Raw genomic sequence first — 15,765 nt, 5'->3', positions numbered from 1 at the left:
TGTACTTTTGAAAAAAATCATTCAACCATGAGCACATTCAATCCTCACGAGACCGAAAAGCTAAAAACCTTCCTGGAGCATGCCTCCACCCAACCGAGTTTTAAAAACGGAGAGATCATTTCCTCAAACTACGACCGTGATAATCCGGAAACCTGGGAAGGAATAGTATGGAACGACGATGGAGACTGCTTCATGATCAACTGGAGCAACAAAAAACACCTTTCCGGAAAACTAAATCTGGATGACTTTCAGGCACTCTCTTTCCTATTCCTGGACAATAACCAGATTAACTCTCTGTCAACTAAAAACTGTTTTGACCTGGAAGAATTGACCTGTAAAAACAATAAGCTTTCAGAATTTGATTCTTCCGGTTGCTATAATCTTCATACCCTAAAAATCACCGGAAACCCGCTAAAAGAAATAACCCTTATAGCCTGTGACCGCCTGCAGCGCTCAGGTTTGGCGGTTTCCAACCGCCAGCGTTCTAATATAATACTATCAGATTCATTGCAGGCAAAAAAGCAAGAAGATACCGACCCCCTCCTTCCATTCCTGATCAAATCCAGCAACAACGATCTTACCCGGTCTGAATACCATCACTACCGCAATCTTCTGCGTGACCGCCAAATTAAACTAAACAACGAATTCCCTTTCACCACCTACCAGGTTACCAAAATTGAGCAGATCAACACCCTGCTCAATCAAAAATACAGGGCAGCCATCAAACAGGCCCAAACCCTCTGTGCCTTCGCCCAACAACAAATCGAAACAGAACCATTCGTTTCCGATTATGAAATTGACTTCAAGTTAGACATTTATGCTTCTGATAAATACAGCCACATTCCTGAAATGGAGGGCATTCCCATCTATTCCGGACACCCAACCATGGGATTTACCAAACATGATTTTGAGAAGGGTAATACTTCCCCCGGGGAGAATAGTGAAAGTGGTTCTTTACAGTGGTTCCTGGAAGAAAACCACAACGAATTCCTCTTCCGGTCTGACCATCCCCTTAAACATCAGCATCACTGCTGGCTGCTTCATGAACTTTATGACCATACTTATCTTTCCTGGCAGGATATACTGGATATGGAGGAGATTTGGGTGGATGTGGGGCTGGTGATGCAGGGGCTGGTGATGCAGGGGTGTAAGAATTTGATGATAAATTCTGAAAAAAAAGTGAAAATAACTCTGATAATTCCCACTTATCCCTAAATGGAAACTTGATGAAAGCACAAATAATTAAAAACATAACTTAAGAAGGATTGATTTTTTAATGTGAAACTTTTGGGCAAAACCATTCTATACTATTTATAATCAAAAATAGAGTCAAATATAAGGTAAGAACATAATATTTTAATACTTTTAGACAAACAATCATTTTAAGTTGAAAAATCAATAACATGTATCATTTTAACCTTAATTAAATGAATGACAAAACAAAAGAACAGGAGATTAAGATCTCAGCATCCATTTCATTCGTCAACGACATTTCAAATAAATCTTTTGAAATTGATAAAAAGAAATTTGATCATAATATAAACTTGATGAATTCTTTCTATAATATCCATCAAGAAGAAAAAAATAAGCTCCCTTACCATATCAATGTATTCGAACAGGCAAATCCAAAAGAAAATGACAATAGCCGTATTCTTGCCAGCTTGTTAAACCAGAACGAAAACAAACAAAACCGGTGGGTGCTGAAAAGCTTTTTAGACCATCTGGAAAAGAAGAAACCCAGCTTTCATTTCAAGATAAAGAAGTCAGAAATTACCACAGAAAAAGACAGAATTGATCTTTTAATCCGAGATGAAGATTTTGCCCTAATTATTGAAAACAAATTCAATTATGCAAGTGACCAACCATCCCAACTAGCACGTTACATTGAGGTGCTCAAAAACAGTAAAAGACCATGCCATGACAAAAATATTTTTGTGATTTACCTGACAAGGGACAGAAATAAAGAACCTGAAGATCAAAGTTGGATACTGAACAAAATAGATTACAAAGAAAAATTTGCAGAAAGATTCCTTCACCTGACATTCAAGGATGATATTCTGCCTTGGCTTCAAAAAGAGATTTTACCAGGATGCACCAAAATAAATGATAATTTCCTAAAATCAGCCACAACTCAATACATTGATTATTTAGAAGGAATTTTTAACTCAAGAAAAATACACAAAGACATGAACAAAAAATTGCAAAAACACATCGAACAAGAACTGGGATTTGGAAAAGAATCCGCTGAAAACATTAAAAAAGTGAATGAAAAAATTGAAGCTATAGCGGAGCTAAATACTCAACTCGACGATATTAAATCACTAGAAGTAAAAAAATACTTCGAGCACTGCTTGGAGAATTTGAACCAAGATTTTAGTGAGCTTAAAAAATACAATGATATTTTAAATGAAGACAACCTGCCATGTATCGGAGTTTATTTATATTACAATGAGAAACCATTTCAGGTAGTTATGGAAATGGATGAAGATGCTTTATGTTATGGAATTGCTACAGAAGACAAAAAGAAGAAAGAAATCACAAAACAAATTGAACCATTAAAAGCCAAAGAAGAATTTGATGAAAATGAAAACTGGTATGCCTACAAAGAAACACCGGTTGAAAATGGGTATGAAAATCTAAAAACTCTTATAAAAAAGGTGACTAAACTAACCATCCCGACCGAGTCATTTCTGTCAACCACTTTATCATCTTTAGAGAAAGAATATGAGGTTTTCCAAGAATTTGATGAACATGAAAACCTGTTGGGAGGTATATTATTTAAGCATGAAAACCTGGCGTTTCCAATTCTGCTTCAAAAAGAAGGAGAACAATTATACCTGGGTGTTAACACTCATAAGGGGACTCAAGATGAAGCATCACAGGAGAAAATTCAACAACTCCTAGATCCTATTCTCAAACCTGCGGGATTTGAAGAAGATGATTTTTGGTATGGTTACAAAGAAACCTCCCAAGCCTACGCTTACAATGAATTAAAAACCCTTATTAAAACTATTGAAGAGCAACTTACTTCATCTCAGAATTAAGGAATAGAATAATAGTAATCTGACCCGGTTAGGGTTGCCATCTTATATATGCCCTTCCCGGGCCTTAATTCTGAAGCTAAACATCAAAAAATGGAACATAAAACCTCCTTCAAAACTATTAACGAATTTCTTTTCCAAAAGGACAAAATTTTTGTAATTCCCAACTACCAAAGAGGCTATAAGTGGGCGGTTAAGATAGACGGTAAACCATCAGCCGTTGAAAAATTTTGTGATGATATAATTAATGCCGATCAAGAACAGCCTTACTTCTTGCAAGGAATAACAGTTGCAGAAGAAGATGATAAAATAATTATAATTGACGGCCAGCAAAGAACCACTACATTATATTTCATGCTGTGCCTATTAAATTATAACAGCATCAAAAATATTAACTTAAAATACGACATACGGGAAAAATCAAAAGAATTTATCAAAAATATCAAAGATGATAATTTTGATTATCTGAATTTCGATCCTGAAGACTCTTGTCAAGATGTTCATTATTTCAAAAAAGCCATAAATCAAATAAAATCAAAACTCGAAAACTTTGAAAATAAAAAGAAAGAGGAAATATATAATTTTCTATTGGAGAAAGTAACTCTTCTCTACATTATTATCGATAATGATAAGGCCACTAAGACCTTTACAATGATGAATGGCTCCAAGGCATCTATGCTAAAGGAGGAACTGGTAAAAGCAGAAATGCTGAGAAAGGTATCATTACCTGTTCGCGAAGAAAAGACGGTTACTACCTCAATAGACGATAACCTCCATGAGTTGAAAGAAATAATTTCGATTGACTGGGAAACAAATGCTCTTAGAAGTCGTTATGCCCGGGAATGGGACAAATGGCTCTATTGGTGGAACAGAGAGGATGTTAAAGATTTTTTCAATACAGAAAAACCATTAGGTCTTCTTCTGGATTTTTACTATCGGACCAAACCCGAAATCATTGAAACCATTAAGGATAAAAACACTAAATTCTCTTTCGACAACTTCAAAAAGTTATTAAGTAACGGCGACAATGAAGAGAAAAAGAAAACAAAACTTGTTTTCAAAGAACTTCGAGATTTACAGAAATCATTTGAAGATGTTTTCAATATTCCAAAGATTCATAACAATCTTAGATTAGCTCTGTTCTGTTCCAATAATTCTGAAGACAAGTTCAATATAATAGACCATTTTTTACAGAAGAAGAATGAAGAAAATTATAAAGATGACTACACAAAATGGAGATTAGTTGGGGCTACTCACAGACAAATTACGAGAGCCAATTCTTTAAGAGAAGATGAAGAAACTAAAGAAGCTAAAGCAGAAGAAGCCTTAAAACACCTATCTGGCCCTTATGTTTACCTTTATGCAAAAGACTTGGCTTTAAAACAATTATTACGATTAAATATAGAGGAAGACAATAAACTCTTCAATGAAAAAGGCCGTAAATTTGATTTCAGCATAATTGATAACCAATCCCTGGAACACATTTTCCCAAAATCTAAAGTTTACCACAAAGTCCCTAATGAGGAAGGTAAGGAAAAATACCAGGATGGAAATAATATAAACTTAGATATTGCGGAAATTCAGAATAACCCTGAATATTTGAACCGATTTGATTTTGAAGCGGGGGCATCAGAGCACTGCATTGGAAATCTGGTTCTACTTGATAAAAATGAAAATTCAAAATTCAACAACAGACCTTTCTTGGAAAAGAAAATAATATATTTTGATGTGAGTAAAGGTTTTAAAAGTAGAAACCTTCTACACTCAATTTCTGTTTTCTCCAATTCCCAATGGAAAATAAAAGAAATCCAGGTACAACAAAAAGCATTCATTGAAGGCTTTAAAAAAGATTACAACATCAAATTATAAAATTCTCAAAAATGGACAATAACATTAAGCTAATAAGCGGTAAAGAATATACACTATCTCATTTGTTTTCCGGAAAAAATAAAATAATCATCCCCGATTTGCAGCGAGATTATTGCTGGGGAGATAAAGCCTGGGATAAGGATGCCAATAAATATCAGGAATTGGTATCAGGATTTCTGGATAACCTGTTGACATCATTCTTAGAAAATAATGAAAAAAAATTGACACTGGGTCTTATATATGGGTATGAAAATCCCCGTTATCACATACAATTATGTGATGGCCAACAACGCATTACAACACTTTTTCTTATTTTGGGTATAATCAATAAAAAAACCGATAATAAATTCATAAATACTCTTATTTCCAAGGAGGAATTACATGATGACGATAAAGAACCCTACCTCCAATATGCAATTCGCGAAACAACATTATACTTTTTAAGTGATCTGGTGTGCGAATTTTTTCAGGAAAGTGAGACACCAACTGAACAAATAAAAAGCCAACCATGGTATTTTTCAGAATACGAATTGGATGCCAGTATTCAAAGCATGCTTTCTGCGCTTAAAACAATTGACAATCAAATAACAGATTTTAAGAAATCCAATCCACAATTTGAAATAAGAGCTTTTGGAAATTTTTTGATTCATGATCTTCAATTGCTGTATTATGATTTGGGAAACCGTACCAGGGGAGAAGAAACCTTCGTAGTGATTAACACAACAGGTGAACCACTTACCGCAACAGAAAATCTCAAGCCAATTATTTTAGGAAATATTAAAGATAGTGGCAAACAGAAAAAAGCATCCATAGAATGGGAAGATAGAGAGGAATGGTTTTGGAAAAACAGAAGAAGCCCCAAAGAACAAACCTCTGATGATGCTATGAACGATTTTTTTATCTGGTATTGGCAAATACGACTGTTACAAGAAAAATCATGGAAAAATAATAATTCCTATGAACTAAATCCTCGTGAACTTTTTACCAATAAACCAAAAGTTGATGAAACCAACAAAGAAAACACAGAATTAAGCAAGTGGGAAAACAGTGTAAAAACCGATGTTATACAGGATTATTTTTTAGCTCTTCAAAACCTTATTAATTTAAGTAATGAACCCAAAAATAAAAAAGTCCTGAACACTATAAAAAAGGTAGTATCTGAACCTTTTTCCCTAACATGGTTTCGATCTATAAAAAAAGAAGACCAAACTCAATTAATTTTACCATTAATTGCTTACTTGCAAAAATTTAAAACGCCGAAGCTATTTAACCCTTTCCTAAGACGTATAAGAAAAAACTATTTTGATAAGATAAGAGCTCGTAAAAATTACCTTGATGGTGACCAACTACAAAATAACGTGGTAGATTGGAGGTATATTATTCAGATCATCGAAAAATCAAAAGATGAAGCAGATATACTGAGATTTAAAACCAAAGAAAATGAAAACAATTTCAAAACAACATCGAGTGTGCCACTTAATGAATGGTATAACTCAGATGAGAAAAATAAAGATATTTTGAAAATTAATCATCGGGAAACAGTTGAGATGTGGGAAGACCATGAGGAATTATATGGAGACCTTTCTGTTTTATGGCTGGCAAATGGCACTAAGGAAATTAAATTCGAAAAAATTCAACAATACTTTGAGTTATTCAAGACCCTTTCTGATTGTTTAATTAAAAATGGAAGCATTGATAAACCCCAATTATCCAATCATTTCAGACTTTTCAAAAACCTAAATCTTACAAGCTATCCTACTATTGGACATATTGATTATTGTTCAGGAATGAAAGGCGCTTGGTTTTCATGGAGAGATTTAAATGACAAAAACTTTTTTGAATATCTTCATGAAAAGAATTTTTATTCACTTCTCGAAACAAGTAACCCGGATAGTCTGTTAGCCGAAATTAAATCAAGAATAAGACAATCCTTAAATTATGATTCTTTTGATATTACAGATGAAACTTTTAGCTCCGAAAAGCATTTAAAAGCCTGGCTTATTTTAAAGGTCCTTTACGCAGAAAAACAAGGTGTTTTACTTTCATTTCATGATGGTAGAGGAACTGAAAATGGCACTGGTAATGGATTAGCATCTTACGATCTATCCCACAGAAATAAACTTATCAAGGAAATACCCTTTTCGTTGGCAAATTCTATTTGTGGATATGCAGTAAAACGAGTTAGCCGAATCGATTACACTACTTCAGAACACTGGAGTAAACCTTATGCTTTTGATACAATAATTGGCGATAGCATAAGTATTGACGAATTCAGGGAAAGAGAAAATACATCGATTGGGAGTGATAAGATAGAATTAATTAACTCGGTAATAGATAAATTGGTTTCTGATTTTTTATCTGCCCCTGCTCATTAACCCCAAAATTCAAATGTTTTGTTATTTTTGGCATTCCATTTTCAGCTTTAAACTGAACCTTTAATCTATGAAGCTTCAAACCAACTTTGACTTTCTTAAAGACGAATTCACATTATTAGGTAATCTGGAAGGCTCTGCAGAACTTCTTATCTATTCTGACCCTGTGGCTGCATTAATAACGTTGAAACAGTTCGGGGATGTTTTCTCCAATGTACTTTTTAACGAGTATGGCAAAGGATGCCGCAAAAGACAATGTATAAATTCCCAACAGACGAGTTCCCATAAAGACAATAACTTAGATAAATTTCATACTAATGAATAAGAATCAACTATGGATGGTAAGAGCCGGTGAAGGTGGATTTTTGGTTGACGATTTCCTGACAAAAAACATTATTGCTATTGGATGGAATGAAACTGGAGATTTGACGAAAGTTGATAGCCTTGATAAACTTAAAGAGCTCATTCGGAAAAACTATCCTGGTTACAAAAATGGCCAAATAATAAGTAGTGCTGGGCAGGTGTACAGATTTTTAAATGAGTTTAAAAAAGGGGATTGTGTATTAACCTACAACCCCTCAGAACGGACTTACTCTATCGGCGAAATAGTATCGGACTATAAATTTACTGACCAACTATCTGAATACTTCCACATGCGCGATATCAAGTGGATTGGTAAAGTTCAACGTGATGATTTATCTACCTCAGCGAAAAACACATTGGGCGTGGATAATCCGGGGTAAGCTGACCCCCAAATCCGGCAAAAAATCCGCCATTTTTCATAGCAAAAAAGCATGTCATTCCGGCGGATGCTGACCCCCTTTAAGTCAAAAATACGGAAAATTCCGGAGCATGTTGACCCCTTGTTATTTTTGGTGGCCACAGGCAAAGAAATCCGGAGCATGTTAACCCCTTTGAGAGTCTCGGGCTTTCAAGATTCCGGAGCATGTTGACCCCCTATCGTATTTAATCTCAGTTCAGGTTTTGGTTATTTAGAGGTTTGATTATAAAACCTTTAAAGAAAAAATGAGATGGCCGGAAAACCAAAACGTATGAGTCAGGTAAAACAAATTTTGCAATTACACTCTAATGGCAAAAAGAAAAAGGAAATCGCCCGTATTCTAAAAGTGAGCCTTAATACGGTGAGGTCCTATCTTCGTAAAGTAGACATGCTAGAGGTGGATATTCCATCTTTGTTAGCACTTGAAGACCCGGCCTTAGAGGCCCGCTTACATGCAGGCAATCCATCCTATAAGGAAAATATCCGTTACGACCATTTCATCGGTAAAATTCCTTATTTATTTGAGGAATTGAAGAAAAAAGGTGTTACCCGTCATCTTCTATGGGAGGAATATCGCCAGACATATCCTGAAGGTTATAGCTATACTCAATTTTGCTTCCATTTAGCTCAACAAAAGAAAGTTGCCAATCCATCAATGGTTATACCCCATAAACCAGGGGAAAAGATATATATCGATTTCACCGGAAAAACAACGCATTATATAGATCGTGAGACCGGTGAGGTTGTTATATGTCAAGTTTTCGTGGCTTGTCTTCCTTACTCCGATTATGCTTTTGTTATGGCTGTTAGAAGTCAATGCGTGGAAGACTTTATTTACGCCCTCGGATGCTGTTTAGAGTCCTTTGGGGGCGTTCCTGAGCTATTGGTGCCAGACAATCTTAAATCGGCCATAGTCAAGTCCGATCGATATGAGCCTGTCATTAACCAGGTCTTAGAAGATTTTGCCAACCATTACCAAACAGCCGTTGTGCCAACGCGTGTATGTAGTCCTCAAGATTATAGAAACAAAAACATTATAGCAACAAATTTAATTAAAGTATTGACAATCAATTTATTCTTCTTCTGAAAGTTTGCATAACAATCTTCCTAAATTTAGGAAAGTGTCAGCAATGTCGCTGTCCTTTAAAAGAACATGTTATGCATACAGATTATTTATCTTTTGAAGATTTAACAAAAGCAGCCTCTGAATACCTGGAAGGTATCAAGCGGAGTAAACAAACGATAATTATTTATAACTGGATTTGGAGAAAAATCAAGTTGTATATGGACAGTAACGGTATCGTTAAATGTAGTTCAGATGTTATTACCGGATATCTGAAAATCACCTATGGGTCAAAAACAATTTCTCAACTGTCAAAACATCAAAAACATTGTTTACGGTGCGCTTTGTGTCTGGCCCAGTTTGCCGAAACCGGGAAAATGATCGAGATAATCTCCCGTAGGGAACCGCTAAAATTCACAGGTAAAATCGGGTCGCTCATCCTTCAATATGTCGAATATAAAAGGTCGATGCGGCTAAGCAGTAAGACATTGAGAAACCACTCGTGGTATTTACACCATTTTTTCCAGTATCTGAACGGACACACTATTTTAACGCCATCGCAGATATCCCCTCTCGAGATCATGAATTATTCCACAAGTTTATTTCCAAGCCGAGCCGGGGCGAAACATCTAACCTTATCCCTGATCCGCAGTTTTCTGAGGTATCTGTATGATTTAGGAAAGACCCGCGCCGATTTATCCCTGGTTGTCCCAAGGGACAACTATAAAAAGCAACCGAAACTCCCGTCGACCTACACGCGGGACGAAGTATCTAAAATACTTGGATCGGTAGACAGATCCACGGCTAACGGCAAAAGAGGTTATGCCGTGCTAATGCTTGCGACAAGGTTGGGAATGAGAGCTTCGGACATCAGTTCCCTGGAGTTTGGGGACATACTATGGTCAACAAATACGATATCGTTCAAACAGTTCAAGACAGGGGAAACCGTGGAACTCCTGCTCCCCGCAGAAGTGGGGGAAGCGATTATTGATTATATCAAGTATGCCCGTCCCGCCTCCGAAAGCCGCGCTGTGTTTCTGTATGATAAATTTCCCAATGCGTCGATATGCCCGAAAGCAGTATCAAGGATAGCAAGCACTGCAATACTTAAATCCGGTATAGATATAGGTGAAAGGAAACACGGATCACATGCTCTACGTCATACGATGGCCGGTTTTCTTTTGGAAAACAAGACGCCTCTCCCTGTTATCTCTGAATTGCTCGGCCATAAAAGTACCCAATCGTCCATGTGTTACCTTAGGATAGATATTGAATCCCTGCGCCAATGTGCCCTTGATGTGCCACCTGTTCCCGAATCTTTTTATATGCAGAAAGGAGGGGTTTTTTATGGGTAATCTAAAACAACGGAACGGTATCCTCGCTCCTTTCATATGGGACTTTCTCCGTATGAGAAGGAATCTTGGTTTTAAATCAATATCCACCGGATACAGCTTATTCGCCTTTGATGATTTTGCCAACAGAAAAGGACTTGCAAGCATCACGATAACAAAAGAGTTGGCCGACGAATGGTGCCAAAGACGACCCAATGAGGCGACCGACACGTGGAGCCACAGAAATTGTTTTCTCCGGCAGTTTTCCATATACATCTTCAATATTGGTTACGAAACATACATTCCCCTAAAACTGCCTTCGAAGCATGACGACACTTTCATCCCCTACATATACTCTGACCGGGAGCTTCGGGATATATACCGGGCATGTGATTCCCTGGTATTGTATGACAAACATGCCCGAAGCACATTAATGATCCTCCCTGTACTGGTACGGATGCTTGCGGGAACCGGAATCAGGATTGGCGAAGCGCTCAATCTTCACTGTAACGATGTGGACCTGGAGCAAAACTACTTGGTGCTGAAAGGGTGCAAAAATGGGAAAGACAGGATTGTTCCGATATCCGGTTCGTTGGCTGACGTTTGTGCACAATACCGCAAGTATCGGGAATTGCTCCCCCGTCACAGCGATTACTTCTTTGTCAAACTCAATGGCCGCGCCTGCGTAGGAAAATCCTTTTCTTACTGGTGGAAGACCATATTGAAAAAAGCAGGGATTAAGCAACGTGGTGATATCGTGGGGCCAAGGATACAAGATCTCCGTCACAGTTTTTGTGTCAACTCCATGAGTCGTCTTTCGAGAGAAGGGAACGACCTTTATTACATACTGCCCATACTGTCTACGTATGTGGGGCATCAGTCTCTTGCCGCGACAGACGGGTACGTGAGGATGACTTCTGAAATGTATCCGGACTTGCTAAACAAGACAGACGGCATTTGCTCTTATATCTATCCTAAACTTAAATATCGGAACTGATGAAACCAACCAATTTTGCAAAATATCTCACAGACTTTTTAGGTAAGTATCTCGACGGGGAACGGGGTTGCTCTCCCAATACAGTTGTCGCCTACCGGGACGCAATGACGCTTTTTCTCATCTTTATGCGCGACACATACAATGTCGGCGCTGACAGGATTGATTTTAAGGATATCACGCAGGAGCGCGTTATCGCTTTTCTCGGCTGGATCGAAACAGAAAGAAAATGCAGCGTGCAAACAAGAAATGCCCGCCTGGCAGCAATACATTCCTTTTTTAGATTTCTTCTTTACAGATCGGCGGACCATTTAAGCGAATGGCAACGGATACTGGCCATAAAAATCAAAAAGACTTCCAGACCTCCCGTTGTTTACTTGACAACGGACGGGGTAAAACTCCTCTTTGCACAACCTGACACATCCAGACCAAAGGGCAGGCGCGACCTGACGCTGTTATCCCTCATGTATGAATGTGCGGCCAGGGTGCAGGAAATCGCAAGCCTCGTTCCGGCAAGGGTAAACTTAGGGAAACCGACAACCTTGAGGATTACCGGCAAAGGAAATAAAACACGGATTGTCCCGATCTCTGAACAAAGCTCAAAATTACTGAAAGCCTACATGCAGGAAAATCAACTATTGGATGATTATGCCAACCTATACCCTCTTTTTAACAATGGTAGAGGTGATATGCTAACCCGCATGGGAATAACCGTGATTGTGAAAAAATATGCCGCAATGGCCAGAAAGATTAACCCCTCATTGATTCCTCCGAAGATAAGCCCACACTCACTTCGCCACTCCAAAGCAATGATGCTTCAGCAAAACGGAGTTAATTTGGTGTGTATACGGGATTTTCTGGGGCATCGGTCAGTAACAACGACTGAAATATACGCAAGGATAGATAATAAGCAAAAAAGGGAGGCCATAGAAAAAACAAGTGTATCGCCGACTCCAAAGAAAATACCATCCTGGCAAAAAAATAAAGGACTGTTACAATGGTTGGAAAACCTTGGCAAATAGCTATAAATTATGCAAACTATTCATGACCTAATAGTATAGGAAACAACTGTTTGTTTTGAATAGTTTGCATAATGTTTTTGTTTCTATAATCTTGTTTATGGAAATATTTCCATAACAAAGACAAAGCACTCGTGGAAAACCAGGTAAAAATGATTTACACACGCGTCTTTGCACGCTTGCGAAAAGTTCAATTCTTTGACATTCACTCCTTGAATGCAGCCATCTGTGAAAAGACCCGGGATCATAATCAAACACGAATGCAGCAAAAGAAGTATTGCCGTGAGGAACAGTTCTTATCCACCGAGAAGCCTTTATTAAGACCCTTACCGGATGAGCCTTTTGAGATTAAACATTACCGAGAATTGACAGTTGGCAAGCACAACCATGTCCTTCTTCAGCAGGATAAACGTCATTATAGCGTTCCATATCAGTATATTGGCTCAAAAGTTAAAGTCATCTACACACGTTCTATGGTCTATTTTTATATCAAAGGAAAACTTGTTGCAGTTCATCCCAGGGTATATCATCCAGGCTACTCAAGCACCCCCGATCATTTGTGTTCCACGCACAAACATTACCTGGATCGTAGTCCTGAATATTATCTGCAAAAGGCATTGAAGATTAGTCCAGAGTTGCATGAACTCTTCTCTTTGATGTTTGCACAGAAAAGGCACCCCGAGCAGGTATATCGTTCTTGTCAGGGAATATTGAGTTTACGAAGAAAGACACCTGAAGCGACATTTAAAAAAGCCTGTTCCATGGCAATGAAAGTTGAGCAATATACTTATAGATTTATCGATAATATCATTAAAAACAAGATGACGGAAATCCCTGAAAGCTTTAAGAAAGAAGCTTTGCCGGAACATGAAAATATCCGTGGGAAAGATTATTACAAACAATCAACATTAAATTTTAATAACAATGAAACAACTTGAACAACGAATGACCAGTTTGCGTTTACACGGAATGGAGCGCAGCTGGAAAGCCTTGGTGGAAACCAGAAGACAGCATGAACTTACCTTAAATGAAGGACTTGAAGTTTTGCTACAAGCAGAACAGCAGGATCGTGAGAATAAACGATTTGAACGGCTTCGTAAATCGGCACGTTTTCGATATCAGGCCTCTATTGAAGAACTATACATTGATGCCTCCAGAGGGCTTGACAATGGACTTATATCTAATCTTGCTACCGGCGATTTTCTCACGAAAGGAGAATCAATACTCATAACGGGAGCATCGGGTTGTGGAAAAAGTTATTTAGCTTCAGCACTGGGGCATCAGGCTTGTGTTCATGGATATAAAGTAGCATATTTTAATGCCCAAAAACTCTTTCTGAAAACAAAATTATCCAGGGTCGAAGGAACCATAATCAACTTTTTCGAAAAGTTGGCAAAAACTAATCTTCTGATACTTGATGATTTTGGCCTGGCTCATTTAGAGCAGCAACAACGAATGGATTTTCTGGAAATAATTGAAGATCGTCATGGAAAAGCTTCAACAATTATAGCCAGTCAACTACCCGTTGAGAATTGGTACGATATCATTGGAGAAGAGACGGTTGCGGATGCTGTTTTAGATAGAATTGTCCACACTTCTCATAGAGTCGAATTGAGAGGTGAAAGTTTAAGAAAAAAACGGTAATATTGTCAGTCCATCTCGTTCTTTGAACCATTACTGAGCAGGGGGTCAATATCACCGGAATGGGGGGTCAGCATCACCGGAATATCCAGGGCGCCACTTTGACAATTTTTGATATCCCTCCAAAGACAAGAGAAGAATTATTTTCATTACTTGAAGGGAAACCTGTAAAACAAGAAACCGATGAAATAGAAGAAGAATCTCAGGAAGTAATAAAAGATGATTTCATAGCTAAATCACACGAGTTTATCAAAGACAAGGTTGTAGCTCTTAATTGGGAAGAAATGCAGGAACTTGTGGCAGGCATTTTAAGAGCAATGGGATATAAAACCAGAATAAGTCCTAAAGGTGCAGACAGAGGTAAAGATATTATTGCTTCTCCGGACGGATTAGGATTAGAAAATCCAAAAATATTGGTTGAAGTAAAACACAGACAAGGATCAATGGGATCACAAGAGATCCGCAGTTTCCTGGGTGGATTGCGAGCTAGCGATAAAGGTTTATATGTCTCAACTGGTGGGTTCTCAAAAGATGCAAAATATGAAGCAGAAAGGTCAAATGTGCCCTTGACGCTGGTGGATTCAGATATGCTTGTTGAGTTGATTATTCAGTATTACGATCACTTCGATAATGAATCAAAAACATTGGTGCCACTTAAAAAGATATATTGGCCAATATAAAACATTTATCCATATCTGAAATACTATCAATGACAACACTCTCAGATCTCTTCCATATAAACCACGAAGTAAAAACCGGCCTTCGAGGAGACCCTTTCCTTTGGCGGGATATGTCTATTGCCGTAAGTTATCTCCCGGTGCCGGAAAGTGCAGACCAATTTGAGAAGATGTTGTATCAGTTATTCCATCAACTAACCGGGAAAGCTCTACCAGAAAGAGAGAGAGGAAGAAAAAACGAGAACTGGATGGAAGATGGTCATCAATGCATAGATCGTTACGGCCAGTTTGGCATGTCAGGAGGGTGTGTTGACCTAAATATTTGGCAAGAAAGCAATATTCCATTATTAAAAAAACGATTCCGGGATGCCATAGAAAAGGGCAATAAAATTATACCTGGAATCAATCCGTTAACCACATTTAGCTACGATAAACTTTTCACCATTCCGACTGCACATAACGATTGCAACTACGCCACCGGTATAAAGGGAGACCATACGCTTTTTGTCATTGGCTTTAATGCAGATATTCCGGGAACTGCTGCTGAAAAAAATACGATTAGTCGTATTGTTTCCCTGAGTAAGTTTTATGGTTATGACAGTTTCATACTATTCAATCTTACCCGTCAACAAATTGACTTTCCCTATGAGAGAGGCCAGGAGCCCAGCCGACAACCATTTTTTGAAAATGCTGAAATAATACAATCTCTTATTCCGGAAAAAGACCTTGAAAGGGGGTGTGTAAATATTCTTGCCACTTGGGGCGATGGCATCATCAAAGATTTCAACAGCCGCTATTCATTGTTTCAAATTTACACTGAACTGAACCAAAGAGATGATATTGTTTGGCTTCGCCTAGGCGAATTTACCCAACAGGGACATCCCAGGAGTATTAAAGGGGCACCGAAGGGGCTTATTTTGAAAAGGTTTGATATAAAAGAATATCTGGATAAAATACAAAAAAAGGAATTTTGAAGA

At 37.9% G+C, this 15,765-nt stretch carries 13 protein-coding genes; all 13 read left to right on the top strand.

Annotated features, from left to right (window positions below):
• The first annotated feature begins 27 nt into the window (after positions 1–27).
• The 13 genes from W7W_RS0106140 (at position 28) to W7W_RS0106070 (ending at position 15,762) form a co-directional block, all read left to right on the top strand.
• Positions 28–1,215, top strand: a complete 1,188-nt coding sequence (locus W7W_RS0106140; RefSeq protein ID WP_010662939.1) for a leucine-rich repeat domain-containing protein — start codon at positions 28–30, stop codon at positions 1,213–1,215.
• Between the two features lie 212 nt (positions 1,216–1,427).
• The gene (locus tag W7W_RS0106135) at positions 1,428–3,044 is read left to right on the top strand and encodes a PDDEXK-like family protein (RefSeq protein ID WP_010662938.1); all 1,617 of its coding nucleotides are present in this window, start codon (positions 1,428–1,430) and stop codon (positions 3,042–3,044) included.
• A gap of 90 nt (positions 3,045–3,134) precedes the next feature.
• The gene (locus tag W7W_RS0106130) at positions 3,135–4,910 is read left to right on the top strand and encodes a DUF262 domain-containing protein (RefSeq protein WP_010662937.1); all 1,776 of its coding nucleotides are present in this window, start codon (positions 3,135–3,137) and stop codon (positions 4,908–4,910) included.
• 11 nt (positions 4,911–4,921) lie between these two features.
• Positions 4,922–7,285, top strand: a complete 2,364-nt coding sequence (locus tag W7W_RS22825) for a DUF262 domain-containing protein (protein WP_010662936.1) — start codon at positions 4,922–4,924, stop codon at positions 7,283–7,285.
• A 314-nt stretch (positions 7,286–7,599) separates the two neighbouring features.
• Positions 7,600–8,025, top strand: a complete 426-nt coding sequence (locus W7W_RS21810; RefSeq protein WP_010662934.1) for a restriction endonuclease — start codon at positions 7,600–7,602, stop codon at positions 8,023–8,025.
• Positions 8,026–8,313: 288 nt separating this feature from the next.
• Positions 8,314–9,150 (top strand): IS21 family transposase, encoded by an 837-nt coding sequence (istA, locus tag W7W_RS21805; protein ID WP_010662933.1) that lies wholly within the window; start codon positions 8,314–8,316, stop codon positions 9,148–9,150.
• Positions 9,151–9,221: 71 nt separating this feature from the next.
• Entirely contained in the window at positions 9,222–10,481 is a 1,260-nt protein-coding gene (locus W7W_RS0106100; protein ID WP_010662932.1) for a site-specific integrase, read from the top strand.
• Between the two features lie 52 nt (positions 10,482–10,533).
• Positions 10,534–11,454 (top strand): tyrosine-type recombinase/integrase, encoded by a 921-nt coding sequence (locus W7W_RS0106095; protein ID WP_157202445.1) that lies wholly within the window; start codon positions 10,534–10,536, stop codon positions 11,452–11,454.
• A complete protein-coding gene (locus W7W_RS0106090; RefSeq protein WP_010662930.1) occupies positions 11,454–12,473 on the top strand; it encodes a tyrosine-type recombinase/integrase in 1,020 nt (339 codons plus the stop codon). Before W7W_RS0106095 ends, W7W_RS0106090 begins: the two co-directional genes overlap by 1 nt.
• Positions 12,474–12,622: 149 nt before the next feature.
• The gene (locus W7W_RS21800) at positions 12,623–13,408 is read left to right on the top strand and encodes a Mu transposase domain-containing protein (protein ID WP_010662929.1); all 786 of its coding nucleotides are present in this window, start codon (positions 12,623–12,625) and stop codon (positions 13,406–13,408) included.
• Entirely contained in the window at positions 13,395–14,114 is a 720-nt protein-coding gene (istB, locus tag W7W_RS0106080; RefSeq protein ID WP_010662928.1) for an IS21-like element helper ATPase IstB, read from the top strand. Before W7W_RS21800 ends, istB begins: the two co-directional genes overlap by 14 nt.
• 59 nt (positions 14,115–14,173) lie before the next feature.
• Positions 14,174–14,791 carry a restriction endonuclease gene (locus W7W_RS21795; RefSeq protein ID WP_010662927.1) on the top strand — a complete coding sequence of 206 codons (618 nt, stop codon included), beginning with the start codon at positions 14,174–14,176 and terminating at the stop codon, positions 14,789–14,791.
• 29 nt (positions 14,792–14,820) lie between these two features.
• Complete coding sequence (locus W7W_RS0106070) at positions 14,821–15,762, top strand: DUF1643 domain-containing protein (protein WP_010662926.1); 942 nt, start codon at positions 14,821–14,823, stop codon at positions 15,760–15,762.
• Positions 15,763–15,765: the final 3 nt, after the last annotated feature.

The organism is Marinilabilia salmonicolor JCM 21150, from assembly GCF_000259075.1.
In the GTDB taxonomy this organism is placed as follows: domain Bacteria; phylum Bacteroidota; class Bacteroidia; order Bacteroidales; family Marinilabiliaceae; genus Marinilabilia; species Marinilabilia salmonicolor.
Note: the sequence above shows the minus strand (reverse complement) of the source record. Positions and strands in the feature narration are given on the sequence as shown.